This is a genomic window from Butyrivibrio sp. AE2005 (assembly GCF_000686965.1).
GTDB classification, from domain to species: domain Bacteria; phylum Bacillota; class Clostridia; order Lachnospirales; family Lachnospiraceae; genus Butyrivibrio; species Butyrivibrio hungatei_A.
The window spans coordinates 130,677-153,442 of record NZ_JMMD01000007.1 but is presented as its reverse complement, the minus strand read 5'-3'; the positions used below and the strand labels follow the sequence as shown (position 1 = coordinate 153,442).

At 40.5% G+C, this 22,766-nt stretch carries 15 protein-coding genes; 13 read left to right on the top strand and 2 right to left on the bottom strand.

Going from position 1 to position 22,766, the window contains the following annotated elements; all coding sequences use genetic code 11:
- Positions 1-6: 6 nt before the first annotated feature.
- The 9 genes from DL92_RS0108390 to buk all read left to right on the top strand — a co-directional run bounded on the left by DL92_RS0108390 (position 7) and on the right by buk (position 11,067).
- Entirely contained in the window at positions 7-1,188 is a 1,182-nt protein-coding gene (locus tag DL92_RS0108390) for a hypothetical protein (protein WP_026655710.1), read from the top strand.
- Positions 1,189-1,190: 2 nt separating this feature from the next.
- Positions 1,191-2,636: a flippase gene (locus DL92_RS0108385; protein ID WP_034462061.1), complete on the top strand. Its 1,446-nt coding sequence runs from the start codon at positions 1,191-1,193 to the stop codon at positions 2,634-2,636.
- Between the two features lie 352 nt (positions 2,637-2,988).
- The gene (locus DL92_RS0108380) at positions 2,989-3,426 is read left to right on the top strand and encodes a DUF4869 domain-containing protein (protein ID WP_026655708.1); all 438 of its coding nucleotides are present in this window, start codon (positions 2,989-2,991) and stop codon (positions 3,424-3,426) included.
- 15 nt (positions 3,427-3,441) lie between these two features.
- A complete protein-coding gene (locus DL92_RS0108375; protein ID WP_034462060.1) occupies positions 3,442-3,735 on the top strand; it encodes a nucleotidyltransferase family protein in 294 nt (97 codons plus the stop codon).
- Positions 3,722-4,129, top strand: a complete 408-nt coding sequence (locus tag DL92_RS0108370) for an HI0074 family nucleotidyltransferase substrate-binding subunit (RefSeq protein ID WP_026655706.1) — start codon at positions 3,722-3,724, stop codon at positions 4,127-4,129. The genes DL92_RS0108375 and DL92_RS0108370 overlap by 14 nt, the downstream gene beginning before the upstream one ends.
- A 145-nt stretch (positions 4,130-4,274) precedes the next feature.
- Complete coding sequence (locus DL92_RS18710) at positions 4,275-7,976, top strand: DEAD/DEAH box helicase (RefSeq protein ID WP_051625271.1); 3,702 nt, start codon at positions 4,275-4,277, stop codon at positions 7,974-7,976.
- 69 nt (positions 7,977-8,045) lie between these two features.
- Positions 8,046-8,870: an AAA family ATPase gene (locus DL92_RS0108360; protein WP_026514198.1), complete on the top strand. Its 825-nt coding sequence runs from the start codon at positions 8,046-8,048 to the stop codon at positions 8,868-8,870.
- A 113-nt stretch (positions 8,871-8,983) separates the two neighbouring features.
- Positions 8,984-9,892 (top strand): phosphate butyryltransferase, encoded by a 909-nt coding sequence (ptb, locus tag DL92_RS0108355; protein WP_026655704.1) that lies wholly within the window; start codon positions 8,984-8,986, stop codon positions 9,890-9,892.
- 110 nt (positions 9,893-10,002) lie between these two features.
- Entirely contained in the window at positions 10,003-11,067 is a 1,065-nt protein-coding gene (gene buk, locus DL92_RS0108350) for a butyrate kinase (RefSeq protein WP_026655703.1), read from the top strand.
- A gap of 79 nt (positions 11,068-11,146) precedes the next feature.
- Here the strand turns inward: buk and DL92_RS0108345 are convergent, their stop codons facing one another.
- Both DL92_RS0108345 and DL92_RS0108340 read right to left on the bottom strand, forming a co-directional pair.
- Positions 11,147-11,416 carry a helix-turn-helix domain-containing protein gene (locus DL92_RS0108345; protein WP_051199250.1) on the bottom strand — a complete coding sequence of 90 codons (270 nt, stop codon included), beginning with the start codon at positions 11,414-11,416 and terminating at the stop codon, positions 11,147-11,149.
- The gene (locus DL92_RS0108340) at positions 11,409-11,777 is read right to left on the bottom strand and encodes a type II toxin-antitoxin system RelE/ParE family toxin (protein WP_026667400.1); all 369 of its coding nucleotides are present in this window, start codon (positions 11,775-11,777) and stop codon (positions 11,409-11,411) included. The genes DL92_RS0108345 and DL92_RS0108340 overlap by 8 nt, the downstream gene beginning before the upstream one ends.
- Before the next feature lie 541 nt (positions 11,778-12,318).
- Between DL92_RS0108340 and DL92_RS0108335 the strand changes: the two genes are divergently transcribed.
- From DL92_RS0108335 to DL92_RS18705, 4 genes are all read left to right on the top strand, one after another.
- Positions 12,319-14,232 carry an NAD(+) synthase gene (locus tag DL92_RS0108335; RefSeq protein ID WP_026667399.1) on the top strand — a complete coding sequence of 638 codons (1,914 nt, stop codon included), beginning with the start codon at positions 12,319-12,321 and terminating at the stop codon, positions 14,230-14,232.
- A 9-nt stretch (positions 14,233-14,241) separates the two neighbouring features.
- On the top strand, positions 14,242-14,901 hold the full coding sequence (gene sdaAB, locus DL92_RS0108330) for an L-serine ammonia-lyase, iron-sulfur-dependent subunit beta (protein WP_026655700.1): 660 nt from the start codon (positions 14,242-14,244) through the stop codon (positions 14,899-14,901).
- 10 nt (positions 14,902-14,911) lie between these two features.
- Entirely contained in the window at positions 14,912-15,769 is an 858-nt protein-coding gene (gene sdaAA / locus DL92_RS0108325; protein ID WP_026667398.1) for an L-serine ammonia-lyase, iron-sulfur-dependent, subunit alpha, read from the top strand.
- Positions 15,770-15,929: 160 nt separating this feature from the next.
- Entirely contained in the window at positions 15,930-22,766 is a 6,837-nt protein-coding gene (locus DL92_RS18705; protein ID WP_051625270.1) for a CehA/McbA family metallohydrolase, read from the top strand.

Genomic DNA, 22,766 nt, shown 5'->3' with positions numbered 1-22,766 from the left:
TTAGATATGGAAAAAAGGATTGAATTTGGTAAAAAATATATAAGTTTTGTGTTTGTTCTTTGGTTTGGAACTGAGGTTTTATTTAATTCCAATATTGAACAGTTTTTTATATGGAAAAAAAGTGATGCAAATAGTTCAATGGCTATTATTATATTGATATTGCTTATGATACAAATTATTTTTTTTCAGGATTACCAGATTAAGGAATTAGTAATTATAGCGATTGTTTCGCTTCCGATAATCTATGCTACATCACTAGCAAATTATAATACGCTACTATCTACGTGGATTTTTGTTATTGCCAGTAAGAATATAGATTTAAAAAAATTGACTGGGATTGCATATTATGTACAACTTATCATGGTTATAGTTGTTTTGGTGTTGTTTTTCAATGGTTATGTAAATGAAAACTCTTTTTATAGAGGAACAGTTTTAAGACATTCACTTGGATTTACGCATCCTAATCAGCTTGGAATAAAGGTTTTTTTGATTTTTATATGCCGTTGTTTTCATAGAAAAGATAGATTGAATATATTAGATGCTATAGTTACTTTTATTGCTGCTATAGTATTGAATGTAGTTACGAATTCGCAGACTTCAGTTTATTGCATGATATTATTATCAATTATAATTTGTGCATATGAGTTGGCAACTCGAATGCGACTTAATATGAACGCATGGTCTAATTTTTTTATAGTTTTAGCGATTGTTTCAAATTCTGTGAGCGTTTTTTTATCAATAATAGACGTAAAAAAGCATAATATACTAAAACATGTAGATGATTACATGTCTCATAGGTTTTCACAGTGTCATAGAACTATAGGATTTTATGGAATAAATTTGTTTGGACAGGATATAAAGCTTACAGTAAAGAAAAATATAACCGGAGTAATATATCATTTCTGGTTAGATAATGCATATGTTTCTCTTATTCTACGATATGGAGTTATTGTGTTCTTTATTTTTTCTGCATTATACATATGTACAATGGTTTATTTAAAAAGGACACAGCAATTTTTGTTGATAGCAATTTTGGGTCTTTATGCAATATATGGAATAATGGAAAATAATTTTTATGCAATGGCTCAAAACTTATTTTTGCTAACATTGTCTTATCCAATATATCATAGAATATCCGGTAATAAAAAGGATAGTGTTAGAAAAGTACGCATTAGGATTACGGTGTAATTATGAATAGTGGTAAAAAAGATAATAGCATTAGATTAAATCTTATTTTTAATTCTATATATCAAATAACTAATTTTTTAGTACCACTTGTTACATTGCCATATCTATCAAGGATACTTAAAGCAGATGGATTAGGTGAATATTCATATGCACATACAGTAGCTTACTATTTTTATTTGTTTATAAGATTAGGACTATATTCATATGGTAATAGAACTATTGCATATGTAAAAGATGATAGTGAATTATTATCAAAGACTTTTTGTGAAATTTATGCATTTCAATTTTTTATGGGAATTTTTGGATCAATAATATATTTCATGTACAGCTTTTTGGCGGCTCCTAAAGAAGGATTAGCGTTGGTTTTTTCATTGATAGTTGTTGCCGGGGGAATTGACTTCACATGGGTATTAAATGGATTGGAAGAATTTAAGGTTACTTCCACTAAAGATGTTTTGACTAAGATTATTACAGCTATTTGTATTTTTATTTTTGTTAAAAGTAAAAATGATGTGTGGAAATATGCGCTTATTTTCAGTTTAGGATTTATTATGAATCAGCTTATTGCATTAAGTGTAGTTGTAAGAAAAATTCGCTTTGTTATGCCACAGTTTAAGAATATTTTGAAACACATAAAACCGAATATGATTTTGTTTCTGCCAACTGTCGCTGCAAGTATATATAAAGCTATGGATAAGATAATGTTGGGCTCGATGACAAATGAAATCGAGCTAGGGTATTATCATAGTTGTGAAAATATAATTAGAGTTCCTATGGCGCTAATAGATGCGTTGGGGACAGTTATGTTGCCAAGAGTATCCAACATGATTTCAAAAAGAGCTGACAAGGATAGTGTTAACCGGTTGTTTAATAAATCGATTTTATTTGCTATGTTTATATCCACATCCACTTGTATGGGGATTATGGCTGTGGCAAAAGAGTTTGTCCCGATATATTATGGTAGTGGTTTTGATAAGTGTGTATATCTTTTTTATGTAATTCTTCCGAGTTGTATTTTTTTAGCTTTTGCAAATGTTATTAGAACACAATATCTTTTGCCTAGAAAAAAAGATAGATTATTTGTGATTTCTTTATTTGCGGGAGCCTTTGCGAATGTTTGTCTAAATATAATTTTAATCCCGAGATATGAGTCTATTGGGGCTGCAATAGGAACGCTGGTTGCCGAAATAGTTGTTTGTGTTTTTCAGGCAATATGTGTTTATAAAGAAGCAAATATTGCTAGGAGTGTCTTAGATAGTATTCCATTCTTGCTTTCAGGTTTAGTAATGGTAATAGTGCTTTGGAATTACACGCTTGGAATTGCGAATAGTATATTGGTTTTGATTATTAAGATAATGATTGGATGTGTGTGCTATTTTGTGAGTTTGGTTATTTTTAGAGGAGTACAAAAGTTTATCAATGCTAATTTATATAAAATAGAAGATTGACTTAAGGAGAAAACTTGTGAGAAGTATAATGCTTTTAACGCTTAGAGTACTTGTTTGGCTTAGGAAATTAAGATAGATATTACTTTTTTCCCAAAAATACTTACTATAATTATAATGGAGATTATTGTGCTACCAACTTTATAAAAGATTTAGAAGCATTGATAAAAGAAAACAATAATATTTCTACATTGTACTCTTTCTTTTATTATGAAAACTTGTGATACAGGAATAAGGCTAATTATATAATAAAAAGCGTACTATGTAATTAAAGAGCTGTAGACGTTATTTGATATAAATCAAATAACTGCGCATGTGGCTTATGGAGATTAGATTTTTATTGAGGACGAATAATATGTTGAATATATATTTTGGAGAAACAGAAGGAGCGATGCATGGGCCATCGTGGTTCAGATTCAACTTTCGGGAAGAGTGGTTTGGAGATCCGCTTGTTGCTGAGATGATGGAAGATATTGATAGATCGCATTATAAGGGTGGGCAGTTGATTGAGAGCGATGTACTTGGCCCGATTCCGCCGGAAAGATTATCGGGCAGCCTGCAGACACTTATTTGTATTTATAAAAGACCTGATCTTATGTTTAATGCTACCAGCTGTGGTGAAGACTGTGCCAAGTGGCTTTTGGAGATTGGAAGACAAGAAGATATTTCTGTGAATTTAAGATATTATATGCCTTTTGATGATTGCAAAGATTTTGGGGTCGGAATTATCAATGAGGATAAAAAAATTGACAATACTCATGATTATTTGCATATAGCTATGAAATATGTTTGATATAGAGGGAAAACTATGCAGAATATAAATATCCCGGGCAGACTTATGAAGGATATAAGGTCTTTTGCCATAAAAAACAATGTTGAAAAAATAATACTGTTTGGCTCAAGAGCGAGAGGGACACATTATGATCGAAGTGATGTTGATCTTGCTGTTGAGGGTGGTGATTTTGACGGCTTTTTATCAGATATTCAGGAAATGGCGTACTCACTGCTTTCTTTTGATATAGTGAAATATGATGATAGAATAACAGAAGAACTCAAGGAAGAACTTAGAAAAGATGGAGTGGTAATATATGAAAAAGTATGATAATTTCGTCGATTGTTTAAGTGTGCTGGAAAAAGCGAATTTTAGTAATGCGTATAATGATGAAATATATAGAATGGGAGTGATTGGCCAGTTTAATCTGACTTTTGAGCTTTCGTGGAAGGCATTACAGGCAGTAATGCGACTTCATGGTGTCAGTGGTGCAGAAATCGGATCGCCCAGAGAAATTTTGAAGTTGGGGTATGCCAATGGATTTATTAAAGATTCTGAAGTTTGGCTTTTGATGTTGAGTAAAAGAAATGAGAATATTCATATATATGATGATAAGGCGATAGATGAGCTTATAGTTATGATTAGGGATAGCTTTATTCCTGTATTTAGGAAGCTTGCAGAGGTATTGAAAACAAAAATCAGTGAAGTTGGCGAAGGATTCTGAATTGTGCAGCAAAATTTAAAAGAACCATTTAAAAAGTTACATTATGACTAATTTCGAATTAGAATCGGAATTAGTCATAATTATATTTTCATTTTAGGAATGAAAATGTTAAAGCTATAAACAAAAACAACGGAGAATGACTACAATGGATAATAACTGGAGAAATTGGTTTACGGATACAATTTACAGAAGGGGCGTGCAGTATTATAAGAACGGTCATGTAAGAGAAATGCATAAGATTACCGGCGGCTATGAAGCAATAGTCGCCGGGCATTATTTATACAGGGTAGAAATTATTACAGAAAATGACAGGGTTAAAGATACGCACTGTAATTGCCAATATGCCTATAGTGGAGAAAAATGCAAGCATCAGGTGGCAGCACTTTTGGAATATAAAGATATGCTCAGTCGTCAAATTGCTCTTGAGGCGGAGAATGCAGAACTTGAGAGGATCAATCTTAGCCTACGTGATAAGTGGGTTGGGGCAGATGGGGAGGATGACTATTCTTACATAGATCTTGATGGGATTGAGAAAAAACTTTTTGAAAAAGAACGTGATAAAAAGATTGCACTCCAGCTCCTTGAAAAAGATTTCGTAAAGTTTAGTCACATGACGGCAGGCAGAGCGAATATGCTTGATGAAAGGACTATTCATGTATATGGAATGGCCAGGGAAAGCGATACGGATAAGTACGATAAATCTGTAGGGTTCGTTATTACGGAAAATAATATTTCAGGATTTTTTTGCGGCTGTAAGTCGTGTAAACATTCGGATTACTATTGGTATAACAAACCCTGTAAGCACGCAAGGGCTTTGTTTTATGCCGCTTATAAAGAACTGCGAAATCAGCGTTTGATCGACTTCACCGATGAAAATACCATCAACTTGTTTAAGAGTATACATAATTCCAGAGCAAGAAAGATTGCGGCAAAATCTGTTGAGACTTTTAATGAACGACTTACTCTGCAGCCCAGGCTTAAAAATGATTACGGCACTTTGGAACTGTCTTTTAAAGTTGGAGCAAGCAGACTTTTTGTAATAAAGAATCTGTCTGAATTTCATAGGAACGTGAAAAACGGTGCGTCACAAACATTTGGAAAAACGACTGTTCTTCCGCTTAACAGAGATTATTTTGATGAAACTTCCTGTGAATATTTGGACTATATAGGTGAGTCAATAAGTCGCATTGAGGAAGGAATCAGATTTTCTTACAGTGAAGGCTATTTTGACAGAAGATACGGACGCAGCGAGGATCATATAAGACAAAGCATTCCACTTAGCGGGCGTGGACTGGATGATTTTTTTAACAGCTTTAAAAATCGTGGAATAGATTATGAAGATTTTGAAAAGAAAAAGTCCGTTATCCATTTCAAGGAAAAGAAGCCTAAACTTAGCATGACGATTACACCTTTTTTGATCGGTAAAGGAAAGAAAAAGAAATTTTCCGGAGTGAAGGCAGAAATAATTCTTCCACAGCTTTTTCACGGTGAAGCTTACGGATATTATATTGATGGTGACAATTTGTGCAGGATACCTCAGGATGTTTATAAGAAGATGATTCCGCTCATTGAGGATAGATACATGGGAAGCGTGCATATGGATATCGGCCGCAACTACCTTTCGGATTTTTACCATTCAATTCTTCCTGAATTGGCGGATTTCGTGACAGTTAAGGAAACTGACAAAGAAGTTATATCAAAATATCTTTCCTCGGATGTTGAATTCTGCTTTTATCTTGATGCGGAAAATGGAAATGTTACCTGCAAGGCAATCGCTGAGTATGGCGATAATGAATACAATGTTATAGATTGCAAGGGATTAAATACCAATACATCAGGTATACTTGGCCAAGAGCGTATTTTTTCAAAGGAGAACGAAGTTCTTGGGAGTGTTATGCAATTTTTGCCGGAGATTGATACGGATCGAGGCATGTTTCATTGTGACAGGGATGAAGACAGGATATATGATTTTGTGACTTTGGGTGTCGAAGAACTTGCAAAACTCGGAGAAATTAAAGTTACGGATTCTTTTCAACACGTTAATGTGTTCAAAAAGGCAAATCTGTCTGTCGGAGTTTCGCTTTCGAAGGGCATGCTTGACCTCGAAGTTTCTTCCGATGAGATATCAAAGGATGAACTTCTGGAAATACTTGCAAGTTACAGAGCCAAAAAGAGGTATCACAGACTTCGTGATAACAGCTACATAAATCTTAATGACGAAGCGCTTGCAACTCTTGATGATATGCTTAAAACCTTGCAGATCTCAGAGAAAGATTTTCTTAAAGGAAACATGCATGTCCCTGTATATCGTACGCTCTATCTTGATAAACTTCTGGAGGAAAATGAGGAAATCTATGAAGATAGAGACAGCAGATTTAAGAATCTTGTAAAAGGCTTTAAGACTATAAAGGATGCGGATTTTAAAGCGCCCAAAAATCTTTCCAAGATAATGCGTAATTATCAGAAGACAGGATTTAAGTGGATAAGCACTTTGGAAAAATATGGTTTTGGCGGAATTTTGTGCGATGATATGGGACTTGGCAAAACTTTGCAGACCATAAGTTTTTTGTATAAACATTACACGGATAAGAGTATTGGTGAAAAACTTCCTTCACTTGTTGTTTGTCCCGCATCATTGGTTTATAACTGGGCGGATGAATTTGCCAAGTTTGCACCTGATATGAATGTTGTGACGGTAGCGGGCGGGGCTGCTGAGAGAACGCGTACTATTTCCGATGCGGATAAATATGATGTGCTTATAACGTCATATGACCTGATGAAAAGAGATGTGGCGCAGTATGAGGAAAAAGAGTTCTATTATGAGGTAATTGATGAGGCTCAGTATATAAAGAATCATACTACGGCAGCAGCAAAAGCGGTTAAGGTGATAAATAGTAAAAGACGCCTTGCGCTTACGGGTACACCTATTGAAAATCGTCTCAGCGAGCTGTGGAGCATTTTTGACTTCCTGATGCCAGGATTTTTGTATAAGTATGAACAGTTTAAACGTCAATTTGAGACACCTATCGTAAAGTATGAAGATAAAGACGCTTCGGACAGGCTTAAGAAAATGGTGGCACCGTTTCTTTTAAGGCGCCTTAAGGAAAATGTATTAAAAGAGCTTCCGGATAAACTTGAGAAGCGGCAGACCGTTGTCATGGAGAGTGCGCAGCAGACTCTTTATAATGCGCAGGTGCAGCACCTAAAGACTATGATAGAATCGGCAAAACGTGATAAATCATTCAATGAGGCCAAAATGAAGATTCTTGCCGAGATGACAAGGTTAAGGCAGATATGTTGTGATCCTTCGTTGTATGTTGAAAACTATGAGGGAGAATCGGCAAAGAGGCAGGCTTGTCTGGAACTTGTGGAAAGAGCGATTGAAGCAGGGCACAGAATCCTTATCTTTTCGCAGTTTACAACTATGCTGGATCTTCTCAAGAAAGATCTTGGAAAGGCCGGTATCGATTATTTTGAGATAACAGGGGCTACGAAGAAGGAAGACAGGATAGAACTTGTTAACCGCTTTAATGACGGAGAGAACAGTGCATTTTTGATATCTTTGAAGGCAGGGGGAACAGGACTTAATCTTGTCGGAGCAGATATGGTAATTCACTACGATCCATGGTGGAATCTTGCTGCGCAGAATCAGGCAACGGACAGAGCACATAGAATTGGGCAAAAGAAAACTGTTACAGTTTACAAACTTATTGCAAAAGGAACTATTGAGGAAAAAATAGTTGAGCTCCAGAACAGTAAGAGTGACCTGGCAGAGGAAATACTATCGGGTGAGACTAATATTATTTCAAAAATGACAGAGTCTGATTTTATGGAGCTATTAGGATGAATACTCCGTGAGTATAGCTATGAGCGAACCGGCGGCGAAGTCGACAAGATTAAAAAGGTTTAACGGACAATGAAATATCTTTTGAGTTTTAAACTAAGCGGTGAGCGGCTTGAAGAAAGCTGTCCGCATATTTATCCGTACAGCGTGTTTAGAGGCAAGGACCCGGAACCGTTTGTCTTTTCGGATATTACGGTGCTGTATGGAAATAACGGTTCGGGAAAGTCGACGATACTCAATATCATTGCGAACAAGCTCGAGTTAAAAGGAAGGGAGCATGTGACTGCAAATGGTTTGGGGCGTATCGATTATACATTGAAATATAACAATGAGTGTGCTTACGATCTTGGCGTAGATGAGAATTCAGGCTTATCTTTTCATGAAATTCCAAGAAATAGTATGTATATAAAGAGTGAAGATATTCTCTATGAGATCAAGAAGATTCAGCAAAGGGATGTACTGTCAAGCGATATGCTCTATTACAATATGAAGCAGGGAAAAAATCGTAAGGAGGCAGAGCGGTATCTTTCTTCAGCTGAAGGGAAAAAGCGTTTGGTTGAAAAAATATTTGCTCAGGAAAAATATTCAAACGGTGAGACGGCGCTGCAGATATTAAATGATCTTATTACCCCGGATGCGTTGTTTCTTCTTGATGAGCCTGAAGTATCTCTTTCGCCCGCCAACCAGGTGACGATGGCGGAAGAAATCAACAAGATGGCAAGGTTTCTTGGATGCCAGTTTATCATCGCTACGCATTCACCGTTTCTTTTGGGTACTCTTAATGCCAAGATATATAATCTTGATACATGTGATTACAGAGTCAGCAAGTGGTACGATCTCGAGAACGTTAGGTACTTCTATGATTTTTTTCAGAAAAGAAAAGATTTTTTTGAATAATAGGTAGCTACTGTAAATGGTATTCTTGCATTTATGAATACTGAGTGTTAAAATTTTATCATATGGCTTTTGGATATTTTAATCTAAGATAAATTTTTTTGGAGGTTTTTAAAATGAGTAAGAATTTTGATGACATTTTGGCAAAGCTTAAGACAGCCGAGAAAAAGAAGATGTCTGTTGCCGTAGCGCAGGACACACACGTACTTGAGGCTGTTAAGGTTGCTAAGGAGAGAGGAATCGTTGATTCTATCCTCGTTGGTGACAAGGATGAGATCGAGAAGAAGGCAGCAGAGGTTGGAATGAACCTTGCAGACTACGAGATCATCGATGTAAAGGATACCATCGAGGCAGCTCGTACAGCAGTTTCTCTCGTACACGACGGAAAGGCTGACATTTACATGAAAGGCGCTTTGGAGTCAAGAGATTTCCTTAAGAGCGTTCTTGATAAAGAAGTTGGTCTTCGCACAGGTCGTCCTCTTTCACACGTTTGCGTGTTTGAGATTCCCGGAATCGATCGTCTTCTTTTCCTTACAGACGTTGCATTTATGCCATATCCCACACTTGAGGATAAAAAAGTCATCATTGAATATACAGTAGATGTAGCAAGAGCTTGCGGTGTTGATTGCCCTAAGGTTGCTCCTCTTGCAGCAGTAGAAGTAGTTAACCCTAAAATGCCCGTTACAGTTGAGGCAGCAGAGCTTACAAAGATGAACGAAGCAGGCGAGATCAAGAACTGCATCGTTGACGGACCTCTTTCAATGGATCTTGCTATCGATCCCGAGGCTGCTCAGCACAAGGCAGGCGCTCTTGACAGAAAGATCGTCGGTGATGCCGATATCCTTCTTTTCCCTGATATCCACGCAGGAAACCTTACATACAAGACAATTGTTCGTCTTGCAAAGGTTAAGAACGGTAACATCCTTACAGGAACAAAGGCTCCTGTAATCCTTACATCAAGATCTGACAGTGTTGAAGTAAAGGTTAACTCAATCGCACTTGCAGCAGTTGTTGCCAATAAATAAGCTGAGAGAACTTGATGAGTTTTTTTCGAATCTAGTTCGAACGTCTTCCGGCGAGGGCAAAGCCCGAGAGCGGAAGTTCCTTATAAAAAAATATGTGAAAGGAAAAAAACATGATAAAGAGTTTAATTATAAATCCCGGTTCAACTTCTACAAAAGTCGGCATCTTCGAGGATGAGACACTTGTAAAAGAGGAAACATTAAGACACAGCACTGAAGAAATCAATCAGTATGCTACAATCATCGATCAGAAGGATTTTCGTAAGAACATCATTCTTGATTTCCTTAAAAAAGAAAACATCGACATCAAATCTTTCAACGTAATCGTAGGAAGAGGAGGACTCTTAAGACCTATTCCGGGCGGCACATACGAGTGTACAGATGCGCTTCTTGCAGACCTCAAGGTTGGTGTTCAGGGACAGCACGCATCTAACCTCGGCGGTATTCTTGCAAGAGAGATCGGTGATGAGATCGGTGTTCCTTCATATATAGTTGACCCCGTTGTTGTTGACGAGATGGAGCCTGTTGCACGTATCTCAGGTATTCCTGAAGTTGAGCGTGTTTCAATCGATCATCCTCTTAACCAGAAGGCTGTTGCAAGAAGATATGCAAAAGAGATCGGTAAAAAATATGATGAGATCAGCGTTATCGTAGTTCACATGGGTGGCGGTACATCAACAGGAGTTCACAAGAACGGCAAGATGGTTGACGTATTCGCAGCACTTAACGGTGACGGTGCATTCTCACCTGAGAGAGCTAACGGCATCCCTGCTAAGGCACTCGTTGATCTTTGTTTCTCAGGCAAGTTCACATATGATGAGATGAAAAAGAAAATCGTTGGTGGCGGCGGACTTAACGCATATCTTGGAACCAACGATATGAGAGAAGTAAACAAGATGTGCGAAGAGGGCGATGAGAAGGCTAATCTTATCCGTGACGCATTCATCTATCAGATCTGCAAGAACATCGGCGCTTGCGCTACAGTTCTTAAGGGTAAGGTTGATCAGATCATCCTTACAGGCGGTATCGCATATGGTCAGGTTATCACAGACAAGATCAAAGAACGTGTTGATTGGATTGCACCTGTAACCGTATATCCCGGAGAGGATGAGCTTCTTGCACTTGCACAGGGCGCTATCCGTGTTATGAACGGCGAAGAGGAAGCAAAGAAATATTGATCAAAACATTTGCTTTGGCAATTATAATAAGAGCCCCCGATGCTTATTGGCATCGGGGGTTCGTGCTATAAATAGGAAATTATTTTTTTATTGGGACAATTGCGAGCTTGTATCCCAATGGGACCAATACTTTAAGTAGACTGTCGACTTGAGGGGAGTGTACAGCTTTTTCCATTCGAGCGATGACAGGTTGTTTTACGTTACATTTGTCTGCAAGCTCTGATTGAGATAAGCCTTGCTCTTCGCGTATAGTGACCATTGTTCGAAGCAGGTCTTTTTCAAGTTCAATTATTTTTTCTTCTTCGGGAGTGATATTAAGTTCTTGTCTAAATTCTTTCCAGTTACTCATTTGCATTGTACCTCCGCATATAATCTTTCAGCTCTTTTTTTGCTTTCTCAATTTCTCGGGGAGGAGTTTTTTGAGATTGCTTTTTGAAGTGGTGGAGAAGTAGAAACGTGTTGTCTTTGTAGTATGCATATAATATTCGGTTCGATAAAGGCCGCAATTCCCAGATATCGCCATCAAGATGTTTGGTAATAGGAGCTCCAACTCGTGTTCCCATTTCTTCAAGGATATCAAGATATGCAACTAATTTATTGAAATTAATACGGGCATCTTTACTTGTTGCCGAATTTTTGTGCAGATAATTGATGAATTCTTTTACATCACTATATCCGTGTTCGTCTTCATAAAAAATGATTTCAAACATATTGTCTCCTTTAATGCTATAACAAATTTGATATAAGAGTCAATAACAAATTTGCTATAAATGGTTTTTTCGTTTTTTCAACTTAGCACTCCTTTCTTGGAAAAGTGTAGATTTTGGCGATTCACCAAGACGTCGTCTTAGAATTGTCATAGAAAGACTGCCGACTTTTTCTATGTTAGCAGACAAATCTTAAGATTTACCGTCGAATTTTCTTAAGATTTTTTGAAGGGAAGAATTCATGATTTTCATTGACGCATAGAAGAAGTTAATTATAATTATAATTAAATGCAGACAATGGTGTCAGACAAAACACTGTTGCCTGCATTTTTTTTATTGAATAGGAAATTTCTTTGAAATTCCCTATTCAATAAAAACGCTCCGCAAGGATGCGCAGCTCGCGGTAAGGAATATATTGCTTACGCAATCCGCTCGCGCGCTAGCATTTCGCGAGCGAAATGCTTTTTCATTTGATGATACGAAATCCTATCAGATAAAAATTGCTCCGCTATGGAGCCGGAACTAATGAAATACAGGTGAATACATGAAAGACGGATTTATTAAAGTGGCGGCGATCACGCCCAAATTACGAGTGGCCGATGTTCAATATAACATTGGAGAGATTAAGAAATGGATCAAAGAAGCTGAAAAAGAAAGTGCAAAGATAATTGTGTTTCCGGAGCTGTGCATAACGGGCTACAGCTGCCAGGATCTCTTTTTACAGGACGAATTGTTGGAAGGGGCAAAAGCTGCGCTCATAGATATAACAAGGTACACAGAAGATATTGATGCGATGGTCTTCGTCGGACTTCCGCTCGCGATAGAAGGAAAGCTCTATAATGTCGCGGCGGCAATAAACAGGGGGAAGATTCTTGGAATTGTGCCCAAGATCCACCTTCCGAATTACAACGAATTCTATGAGGCAAGGCATTTTTATTCGGGAAAAGAGCTGAGTACAGTGATAAGTATCGGCGATAGCGAAGTTCCTGCGGGCAGCAGGCTTATTTTTGCATGCGATGAAATGCCGGGACTAAGAATTGCTGCGGAAATCTGTGAGGATCTGTGGGTTCCGAATCCGCCAAGCACAGAGCACTGTCTTGCCGGCGCGACGATGATCGTAAATCTGTCGGCATCGAATGAAATAATTGGCAAGTGCAGATACAGAAGAAATCTTGTCAGCAGCCGGGCCGCAAGTCTTGTCTGCGCGTATGTCTATGCTTCGGCAGGCCCTGGCGAATCGACGCAGGATGTGGTGTTTTCGGGACACAACATCATGTCTGAGAACGGAAGCATCATTGCTGAGTCGGAGCTCTTTTCCGAAGGGATGATAATTTCAGAGTTTGACATGAAAATTATCGAAGCGGACAGAAGGCGCATGACGACGTACAGCGCAAAACAAACGGATGATTACATGAAGATCTCTTTTAATATAACAAGTGAAAAGACAAGTCTCACAAGATACATCGCTCCAAAGCCATTTGTACCTTCGGCCAAAACAGAGAGAAACGAGCGCTGCGAGGAAATTTTGACGATTCAGGCGATGGGACTTAAAAAGAGGCTTGAGCATATCGGATGCAAAAATGTTGTTATCGGCATCTCGGGAGGGCTTGATTCTACGCTGGCGCTTCTTGTGATCGTAAAAGCATTTGATTATCTCAAATTGGATAGGCGGGGAATCGTTGCAGTCACCATGCCGGGATTTGGAACGACGGACAGAACCTATGATAATGCGCTCAGCCTCATAAAGGAGACGGGAGCTGTTCTGAGAGAGATCAATATCGGTGAAGCGGTCAAAAGACATTTTGCAGACATTGCTCACGATCACGAAAACCACGATGTAACCTACGAAAACAGCCAGGCGAGAGAGCGCACGCAGATTCTTATGGACATTGCAAATCAGGTAAACGGAATAGTCATAGGAACGGGAGACCTGTCTGAGCTTGCCCTTGGCTGGGCGACATATAACGGTGATCACATGTCCATGTATGCGGTAAATGCATCGGTTCCAAAGACTTTGGTCCGCCATCTTGTGGATTATTATGCTGATACATGCAGTGATGAGAAATTGAGCGAAGTGTTGCGTGATATTTTGGATACGCCGGTATCACCCGAGCTTTTACCGCCTGAGGACGGCAAGATCTCGCAGAAAACGGAAGACCTTGTGGGACCTTACGAGCTTCATGATTTCTTTTTGTATCACATGTTAAGGCTTGTGCAGAGCCCTGCAAAGATATACCGCCTTGCAGGCATAGCCTTTGCGGGAAGCTATTCTTCCGAAGAAATCCTGAAATGGGAGAAGGTTTTTTACAAAAGATTTTTTGCCCAGCACTTTAAGAGGAGCTGTCTGCCTGACGGTCCGAAGGTCGGTTCAGTCGCTGTGTCACCGAGGGGAGACCTTAGGATGCCGAGCGATGCTTGCGCGACTTTGTGGTTAAAAGAGCTGGAAACATTAGGATGAGGTGCATTTATGGAGATTTTTGATATTATAGGTCCCGTTATGGTCGGACCTTCAAGTTCGCACACAGCGGGCGCGGTGCGAATAGGGTATGTTGCGGGGAAGCTTCTTGGCGAGGAAATCAAAGAGGCAGAGATATTGCTATACGGTTCGTTCAAAGACACCGGAAAAGGCCATGGTACTGATAAGGCGCTTGTTGCGGGACTTCTTGGAATGAGGCCGGATGATTACCGGATATCTGAGAGCTTTAATATTGCAAAAGAGAAAAATATAAAGATAACATTTGGCGAAGCGAGGCTTGTTGATGCGCATCCCAATTCTGTAGAGCTTGTGCTTCACGGTGTGAACGGCGCATCTATAGACATCGTTGCACAGTCAATAGGCGGCGGTAAGATCAACATTGCACAGATAGACGGCATAGATACGAACTTTTCGGGTGAATATCCGACGCTTATCGTTCATAACCTCGATCAGCCGGGGCATGTGTCTGAAGTAACTTCGATGCTGTCGCATAAGCTTGTGAATATAGCAACTATGCAACTTTACCGCTCGTTTAGAGGCGGGAAGGCTGTTATGGTCGTTGAGTGCGATCAGAAAATTCCCGATGACGGCTTAAAGTGGCTCACCAAGATAGAGGGAGTTCTGAAAGTGACGTATTTTGAAGGTGCGTAAGGAGATTGTTATGTATAAATCTATTGAAGATATATTAAGTCAGGCAAAAGAGAAAGATAAAGAATTCTGGGAAATTGTCCTTGAAACAGACATGGAGAGCAGGTGCGTAAGTATGGAGGAATCCATGCGGACAATGGAGCAGATGCTTGAAGCAATGGAGGACGCCGATTCAAAGTACGACGGTAATCTGAGGTCGCAGAGCAAAATGAGCGGCGGTGATGGAAAGCTGCTGGAAGAATATAATCTTTCGGGTAAAAACATATGCGGAGATTTTCTTGGAAAAGTCATGGAGCGCGCGATCAAGATGGGCGAATCCAATGCGTGCATGAGACGTATAGTTGCCGCTCCGACAGCGGGATCGTGCGGAGTTGTGCCGGCTGTGCTTCTAAGCTATAAAGATTATTTTGACGTGCCAAAAGACAAACTGATTCACGCTCTCTATGTTGCGGCGGGAATCGGTAAAGTTATCGGTGAAAACGCGAGTATTTCGGGAGCTTACGGTGGATGTCAGGCTGAGATCGGAACGGCTTCGGCGATGGCATCGGGGGCGCTTGTTTACCTGCAAGGCGGCGATAATGAAGCCATTGCAAATGCAGCCGCGTTTTCTCTTAAGAATATGCTGGGGCTTACCTGTGATCCTGTGGGAGGACTTGTGGAAGTTCCCTGTATAAAAAGAAACTCTCACGGAGCTGTAAATGCGGCTGCGTCTGCACAGCTTGCTCTTGCAGGGATAAAGAGCGCTATTTCGCCTGATGATGTCATAGACAGCATGAGACGAATCGGAAATGAGATGCCTGCAGATGTCAAAGAGACGGGAAAGGGAGGATTGGCTGTAACTGAGTCGGCGAAAAAAATACTGGTAAAATGAGCTTTTTTGCTATCTGAAAATGAAAATAAATACGGAAATTATCGGGAAATAAACACGTTGACGGGCAGTGCCATAAATGATAGTCTGTCGTTGTGCGATTGGCTTATAAGTAGGGGATGAATTAATAACCGGGGGAATTTTTTGTTGGAGGAAAAAAGAGATGAGAAAAGCGGGTCGCAAAGCGCTTTCTTTAGTGCTGTCTTTCTACATGGCACTATCTGTTGGTGCGTCCGATCTTTCTATTGCATCTTATGCAGCGGAAAAATCAGAAGCAACCAATCATTTATGGACTAAAGTCAAATTAGAGGATATTTCGGCTGATGATTCCATAGCAATTACAATGACTTCCGGTGGTGTGACATACGTGCTTCCTAATGCACAGTCTACAAAAACAGGTCCATTGGCAACGGCTGCCAATGTGGATGGCGATACTCTGAGCATTACTGATGGTAATGACAGTGACTATGCCTGGAAGATTACCAAAAACACTGTTGAAGTACAGTCAAAGGATATTGAAAAGAGTGACGCTGAGCCGGAACTGGAAAAAGCGGAAGGTGTTGCGATTGAGACATCCGGGGCGAATTCTGATAAAAACGGTTCGGCTGAGGCCGGCAAAGCAGCAAATAGCGGAAACGGTGAGAATGGGACCGCAAAATCAAATGGTGCCGAAGAGCAGAATGCAAATCCCGGTGGTGACAACACCAAGCCGTCAAGCGATGTACAGGTAAACGGTGATGCGCAAGTAAAAAGCGGAGAGCAGGTACCTATCGACAACAATTCCGGTGACGGCAAAAATGTTTCATCAGTGACTGAAAATGCGGATAAAACAAGTACAGATAAAGAGTCCGCATCAATTGCAAAAACTGGCGAAGAGCCAAAGAAGACTACAGAATCTTCCGATGCTGATATCAAGGAAAATACGACTGCAATAGAAGAGTATTATACAATTTCTGCAGGTGACAAATTCTTATATATCACCGCAAACAATAACGGTGTCAGAATCAACGATTCCAAGCCAAAGGATGATGTCGGTGCTAAATGGAAGATTGATGACGGATATCTTTGCGCTGCTGATTCAAACGGAGATGTAAGATATTTTGGAGTTTATAACAGCACAGATTTCAGGTCATACAAAAAGGCTAATAATGCGATTCATAACAATATAAAAGGCCAGACTCTTGCATTCTATAAGCTCACGGATAAGGCAGCGGCAGAAGGTCTTCTTGCTCCCACAGCATCCGTAAAGAACGGCGAAGCTGTTGAAAGCGGCACTGAGATTACGCTCTCATGCGCTACAACAGGAGCAAAGATCTATTTTAATACAAACGGAACAGAGAATTTCTCTGAATACAAGGAACCCATCAAGATAACAGAGGATACCACTATCTACGCATATTCAACTAAGGACAATGCCGATAGTGAGAAAGTATCTTTTGCATATACGGTGAAAAAAGGAAGCACGACCACAGAAAACACAGTGGCAAAGCTCCTTACAAGAGAGTTCTATGACGGAGACGTTGTTGTCATATACTACCCGGCTGATAAGAAACTTATGACAGCCAAAGAGATGACCACACTTCTTGGCGCCAAAACGGGCAAATTTGACTGCGAAGATGCGACTCCTTCAGAAAATAAAACTATAGATATCAAGGACAAGAACGCACTTGTTCTCAAGGTTTCCGTTGATGAAAACGGAAAGAGCACACTTAAGACCGAAGATGGAAAATATCTGACTGCAACGGTTGAGAAAAATGGCACAAAGACAAACTGCGCTCTTAAACTTGCAGATTCAGCCGAGGAATACAGCACATGGACATTGCAAAACGTCGGTGATGCAGCAGACGGCAAGTTCATCCTTGTAAATGACAAGGCCAAGAGCGGATCTTACAAGGTTGCACTTGAGTATTATAAAAATGCATTTACAAGCTACGGTATCGGCTCTGATACATCAGCTTTTGAAGTAAATTTCTACGCACTCGAAGAAGGTGAAAAGGTTGAAAAGACAGAGAGCGATAAGAATACGGAACTTATAGTCGCGCAGTGGGCAGGAAATGCCAACTACGATGAAGCGGGAATCGCGGACAAAAAAGTTATAAACGGCGATCTTTATTCTACCAATGACATGCTTGATGAGAACGCCAAGTACAGTGTTGTTGTGGGCGGCGAAAAAGTTAAGCCTTACACAGCTGCAAAGTCAAGCACAACAGGCTCAACAAGCTATTACATGGGTGCTACAGGTGTAGTAAACAATACCGATTACATCCAGATGGAATTCCCCACTCTTGGATATGCAGACATGAAGCTCAGTTTCCGTATGCGTTCGTCAAATACGGCAGTGGGAGCTTATCAGCTTCAGTATTCTGCAACAGGTGAGGATGGAAGCTTCAAGAATTTCAGTGAAGGTTCATATTCATATAAATATACAACATACAGAGACAACAAACCTTCAGAGGTAAGTGGCAGTAAGCAGATTTCTGACGGTATTGCCAAGACTTCTCTTGCGCCTACCAACTATGTGGAATTTAGCTTTAAGATTCCCGAAGGTGCAAATAACAAAGAAAAGATATACGTAAGACTTGTTCCTGCAACCACTCTTTCTGCAAAGGGTGATAAAGATGCGGGAAAAGACGGAACAAACAGAATTGATACCGTCATAGTATCAGGACATCCCGTGGTATCAGATAAGATCTGCGGCCATGTTATCGCAGATCCTGCAAGCGGCGAAATTGAAAAAGGCGCTAAGATAGCTCTTTTGACAGGAACCGAAGGTGCGGATATTTATTATTCGATAAACGGTGCGGAAGAAGTTAAGTATGATGCCGGCAATAAGATCACAGTATCGGAGCTTCCCGCTATAATTCGTGCCCGTGCGGTTAAAGAGGGATTAAAAGACAGCGTAACCTGCGTTTATCAGTATACTCAGGCACAGGTTGCCACTGTTAAGGCTACTCCAAACGGCGGAGCAATAGCGGCAAATCAGAAGATCACATTGTCTACAAAGACAGAAAACGCAAAGATTTTCTACAGATACATGACAGACGAAGAAATCGAGAAAAATGTTGTTGAATCTGTAGAACAGCAGAATGCGGAAGAAGGCAGTGAGCCCGACGCAGCACAGGAAGAAGCCCATGATGACTGGGTAGAATATACACAGCCGTTTGAGGCAAAAGAGCTCCCTGCGCAGATTCAGGTAAAGGCTGTAAAAGAGGGATACTCAGACAGCGTGGTTTCAACGCTTAAATATACAAAGCGTACAAATGAGAGAGAAAATATATACTTCGGTCAGGTCCATGCACATACCAACATTTCAGACGGTGCGGGATCATTGGAGGATGCGCTTTCTCATGCATCAAAGGTTGATAACCTCGATTTCATCATTATCACCGATCACTCCAACTCGATTGATAATGAAGGAAATTCAAAGATCACGGAAAACGTTGATACAAGCGAAAATGATGAGTGGACTTATGCTCATAATCTTGTAAAGAAGTATTCAACAGACGATTTCACCTGCGCTTACGGCTATGAGATGACCTGGTCAAACGGACTCGGACACATGAATACCTTTAACACAAAGGGATTCCAGAGTCGTACACAGAAAGATTTTTCAACATATTCAACGGCGCTTAATAACTACTATGCAGCTCTTAGAACTGCGCCTGATTCTATCAGCCAGTTTAATCACCCGGGTACGACCTTCGGTGATTTCCAGGATTTTGCATATTACTCGGAAGAAAACGATGCGCTCATTACAATGATAGAGGTTGGTAACGGTGAAGGTGCGATAGGATCTTCAGGTTATTTCCCTTCATACGAGTATTACACAAGAGCTCTTGATAAGGGCTGGCACGTGGCTCCCACAAACAATCAGGATAACCACAAGGGACTTTGGGGCGATGCCAACACTGCACGTACTGTAATGCTTGCAGATACCAACAGCGAAGAAGCAATATACGATGCAATGAGAAATTATCGTATATATGCAACTGAGGACAATGACCTTTCAATCTACTACACACTTGATAATAACGTTATGGGTAGTATTCTTGATAAGGATACTGTAGGTGAAACGGTTGAGATCAAGGCTGACATCAAGGATCCTACGGACTCTGCGATCGGTAAGGTAGAAGTAGTCGTAAACGGCGGTCAGGTGATCGCTTCACAGAACGTTGACAAGAGCGAGGCAACGGTTACATTTACAGTTCCCTCTGCATATTCTTACTACTACCTCAAGATTTCCGAGCAGGATAAAGACATTGCGGTAACAGCTCCTGTGTGGGTCGGCAGTGTCGAGGCTTGCGGAATCAACAATGCATATACAGAGACGGTACTTCCTGTAGCGGGAGAGTCTCTTGATATCAACGTTGACCTTTTCAACAACGAAAAGACACCTCTTGAGATCAAGGATATCGAGATTGAACTCAGCGATGTGGATGGCAAAAAAGTACCTGTTTCCAAAGTGACAGGCGCAGAGGCTAAGGTATCAGAGGTTGCTTCAAACGGCACCGCATCATATAAAACAAGCTATGTATACAACGAGGCGGGACAGGTGACATATGAGGTTACCGTTCATGCTATGCTTGGTGGTATTGAGAAGATTTATAAAGATAAGTTTGCCGTAAATTATGCGGTTCCCAAGATGGTCTCAAATGTGATCATTGACGGTACTCACTATAATGATTACGTTTCGGGCTATTACACAGGAAATGTGAATGCGTTCATAAATCTTTGTGCTAAGAAAAATATACGAGCAACTGTGGTTAAGGACAATATCACAAGTGACATGTTAAAAGACTGTAAGTTACTTGTTTTGTCAGCTCCCGGAAAGAATAATAAAGAACCTAGCAAGGTTTCACATTACAGTGATGACTTTATCAAGATGGTAAAAGAATATGTGGCAGGCGGCGGATCAGTGATCGTATGCGGTCTTGCTGATTATTCCGATACCAAAGACTGTCAGACTGCAACAGAGCAGAACAAGATCCTTGAAGCAATCGGTGCAACCATTCGTATGGGCTCCGATGAAGTGTGTGATGATAAGAATAACGGCGGACAGGTTTACAGAATGTATCCTACCGTATTCAACAAAGAATCCGCTCTTCTTGCAGGAATAAAGGAAGGCCAGAAGTACAGCCAGTATTCGGGATGTTCTGTGGATATTTCTAATGCAAAGGCTACAAACTTTGTTGATGAGGCAGAGTGGCTTGTAAACGGATTTGAAACCACATATTCAGTTGATTGCAAAGACGGAGCAGGAAACTCTAATGGCGGTGCTTTGCCTAACGGCGTTAAAGGCGTAAAGCTTGATAATGACGGAAAGGTAACCTTTATTGCACGTCAGAAGACAAAAGCAGGCGGTCAGATCATTGTTTCGGGTGGTGTATTCCTCTCAGACTTTGAAGTAAAAGCTGAAATGGACAACAATGATTCACTTCCGTATGCAAACCATACGATCGTAAATAACATTATTGACGGCGCTACGGTTGAGCTTGAGACTACAACTATCGCAAAAGCCAGACAGGGCAAGATGAACGAAGTCTTCGCAGTTGAAGGCTATGTGACATCGGGAACAGAAAATCAGGATACAACATTCTTTGATACCATCTACATTCAGGATGAGACGGGCGGAATGGACATATTCCCTTATGCTACACCCGGACTTAAGATTGGTACCAAGATGCGTATTGTAGGTTTCCTTGCACAGTATCAGGGCGACCTTGAGCTCAAAGTTCTTTCTGCAAAAGAGCTCAAAGCAGATCCTAAAGTATGGGAACCTAAGGCAGTTGATACCAAGACTGCAATGGATTACGATAAGCTTGGAGGTCAGCTCCTTAAGACAACAGGTGATGTGACAAGAGTTGATTACAACGCCGACGGAACGGTTGCCGAGTTCTGGTTAAAAGATTCATCGGGAGCCGAGGCGGCTATCTTCATCGACGGATATATAAGATCCGGCTCAACAGGTAAGAATACTGTCGGAGATTTCGTAAAGAAAGGTGCCAAAGTTACCGCCGCAGGTGTGCTCTATAAGCATCCTGAAGGAAAATCGGATGTATCGGTGCCTGTACTCAGAGTTCGCAACTGCGACGATATTGTACTTGCGGGTAAGGCAGATAACACAAAGAAGGGTGATAAAGCCGGCGATAAAAAGACTGATGATAAGAAGTCAGACGCTGTGAAGGACAATAAGGGAACAGGCGATAAGAAGACCGATTCAGCAAAAGACAACAAGGCAACGGGCGACAAGAAGACCGATTCGGTAAAAGACAACAAGGCAACCGATAATAAAAAGAAAGATTCCGCAAAGGATAACAAGAAATCCGATAACAAAAAGTCTGACACTGTGAAGGACAACAAAGGAAAAGACAATAAGCAGACTGATAACAAAAAGTCTGGATCGGTGAAGGATAACAAGGGAACTGACAATAAGAAAGCCGATAACAAGAAGTCTGACTCCGTAAAAGACAATAAGAATACGGATAACAAAAAGACAGATAACAAAAAGTCAGAGTCCGTAAACGGCAAAAAGAAATCAGACAATACGAAGAAAGACAATTCTGTACTCGGAGCTAAAAAGAAGCAATCCGATAATAAAGCTGCAGATTCAAACAAGAAGGATTCTTCGGATAACAGCACAGAGGCAAAGTCTACAGATGCAGACAACAGCAGCACCGAAAATGAGGATAACAAGGATTCTTCACAGACTGCAGATTCTCAGACCGACAACGGTGCAGAGCAGGATAAGCAGGAAGATAACGGCAAGAAAAAAGAGTTTAAGCTACCCGAGCTGCCCAACATACCTAAAAAGTTTGTGGCAATAGGAGCCGGTGCGGTTGGCGTTGTGGCGCTGGTTATCTTTGTGATAAGCCATATTGCAGCAGGCGTTTCTGCGGGAGCTGCAGCAGGAGCTTCGGCCGCAGCAGGTGCAGCCGCTGCATCAGGTGGAAAACTTGCGGGATTGTTATCAAAAATAAGACATTTATTTGGAAAAAAATAA

Excerpts from the sequence above, each read along its gene's own strand:
- DL92_RS0108340 (WP_026667400.1), bottom strand. The coding sequence starts at position 11,777 with ATGTTTGAAATCATTTTTTATGAAGACGAACACGGATATAGTGATGTA.
- DL92_RS0108335 (WP_026667399.1), top strand. The coding sequence starts at position 12,319 with ATGAAAGACGGATTTATTAAAGTGGCGGCGATCACGCCCAAATTACGA.
- DL92_RS0108390 (WP_026655710.1), top strand. The coding sequence starts at position 7 with ATGGAAAAAAGGATTGAATTTGGTAAAAAATATATAAGTTTTGTGTTT.
- buk (WP_026655703.1), top strand. The coding sequence starts at position 10,003 with ATGATAAAGAGTTTAATTATAAATCCCGGTTCAACTTCTACAAAAGTC.
- DL92_RS0108375 (WP_034462060.1), top strand. The coding sequence starts at position 3,442 with ATGCAGAATATAAATATCCCGGGCAGACTTATGAAGGATATAAGGTCT.
- ptb (WP_026655704.1), top strand. The coding sequence starts at position 8,984 with ATGAGTAAGAATTTTGATGACATTTTGGCAAAGCTTAAGACAGCCGAG.
- DL92_RS0108370 (WP_026655706.1), top strand. The coding sequence starts at position 3,722 with ATGAAAAAGTATGATAATTTCGTCGATTGTTTAAGTGTGCTGGAAAAA.
- DL92_RS18710 (WP_051625271.1), top strand. The coding sequence starts at position 4,275 with ATGGATAATAACTGGAGAAATTGGTTTACGGATACAATTTACAGAAGG.
- DL92_RS0108380 (WP_026655708.1), top strand. The coding sequence starts at position 2,989 with ATGTTGAATATATATTTTGGAGAAACAGAAGGAGCGATGCATGGGCCA.
- sdaAA (WP_026667398.1), top strand. The coding sequence starts at position 14,912 with ATGTATAAATCTATTGAAGATATATTAAGTCAGGCAAAAGAGAAAGAT.
- DL92_RS0108345 (WP_051199250.1), bottom strand. The coding sequence starts at position 11,416 with ATGAGTAACTGGAAAGAATTTAGACAAGAACTTAATATCACTCCCGAA.
- sdaAB (WP_026655700.1), top strand. The coding sequence starts at position 14,242 with ATGGAGATTTTTGATATTATAGGTCCCGTTATGGTCGGACCTTCAAGT.
- DL92_RS18705 (WP_051625270.1), top strand. The coding sequence starts at position 15,930 with ATGAGAAAAGCGGGTCGCAAAGCGCTTTCTTTAGTGCTGTCTTTCTAC.
- DL92_RS0108385 (WP_034462061.1), top strand. The coding sequence starts at position 1,191 with ATGAATAGTGGTAAAAAAGATAATAGCATTAGATTAAATCTTATTTTT.
- DL92_RS0108360 (WP_026514198.1), top strand. The coding sequence starts at position 8,046 with ATGAAATATCTTTTGAGTTTTAAACTAAGCGGTGAGCGGCTTGAAGAA.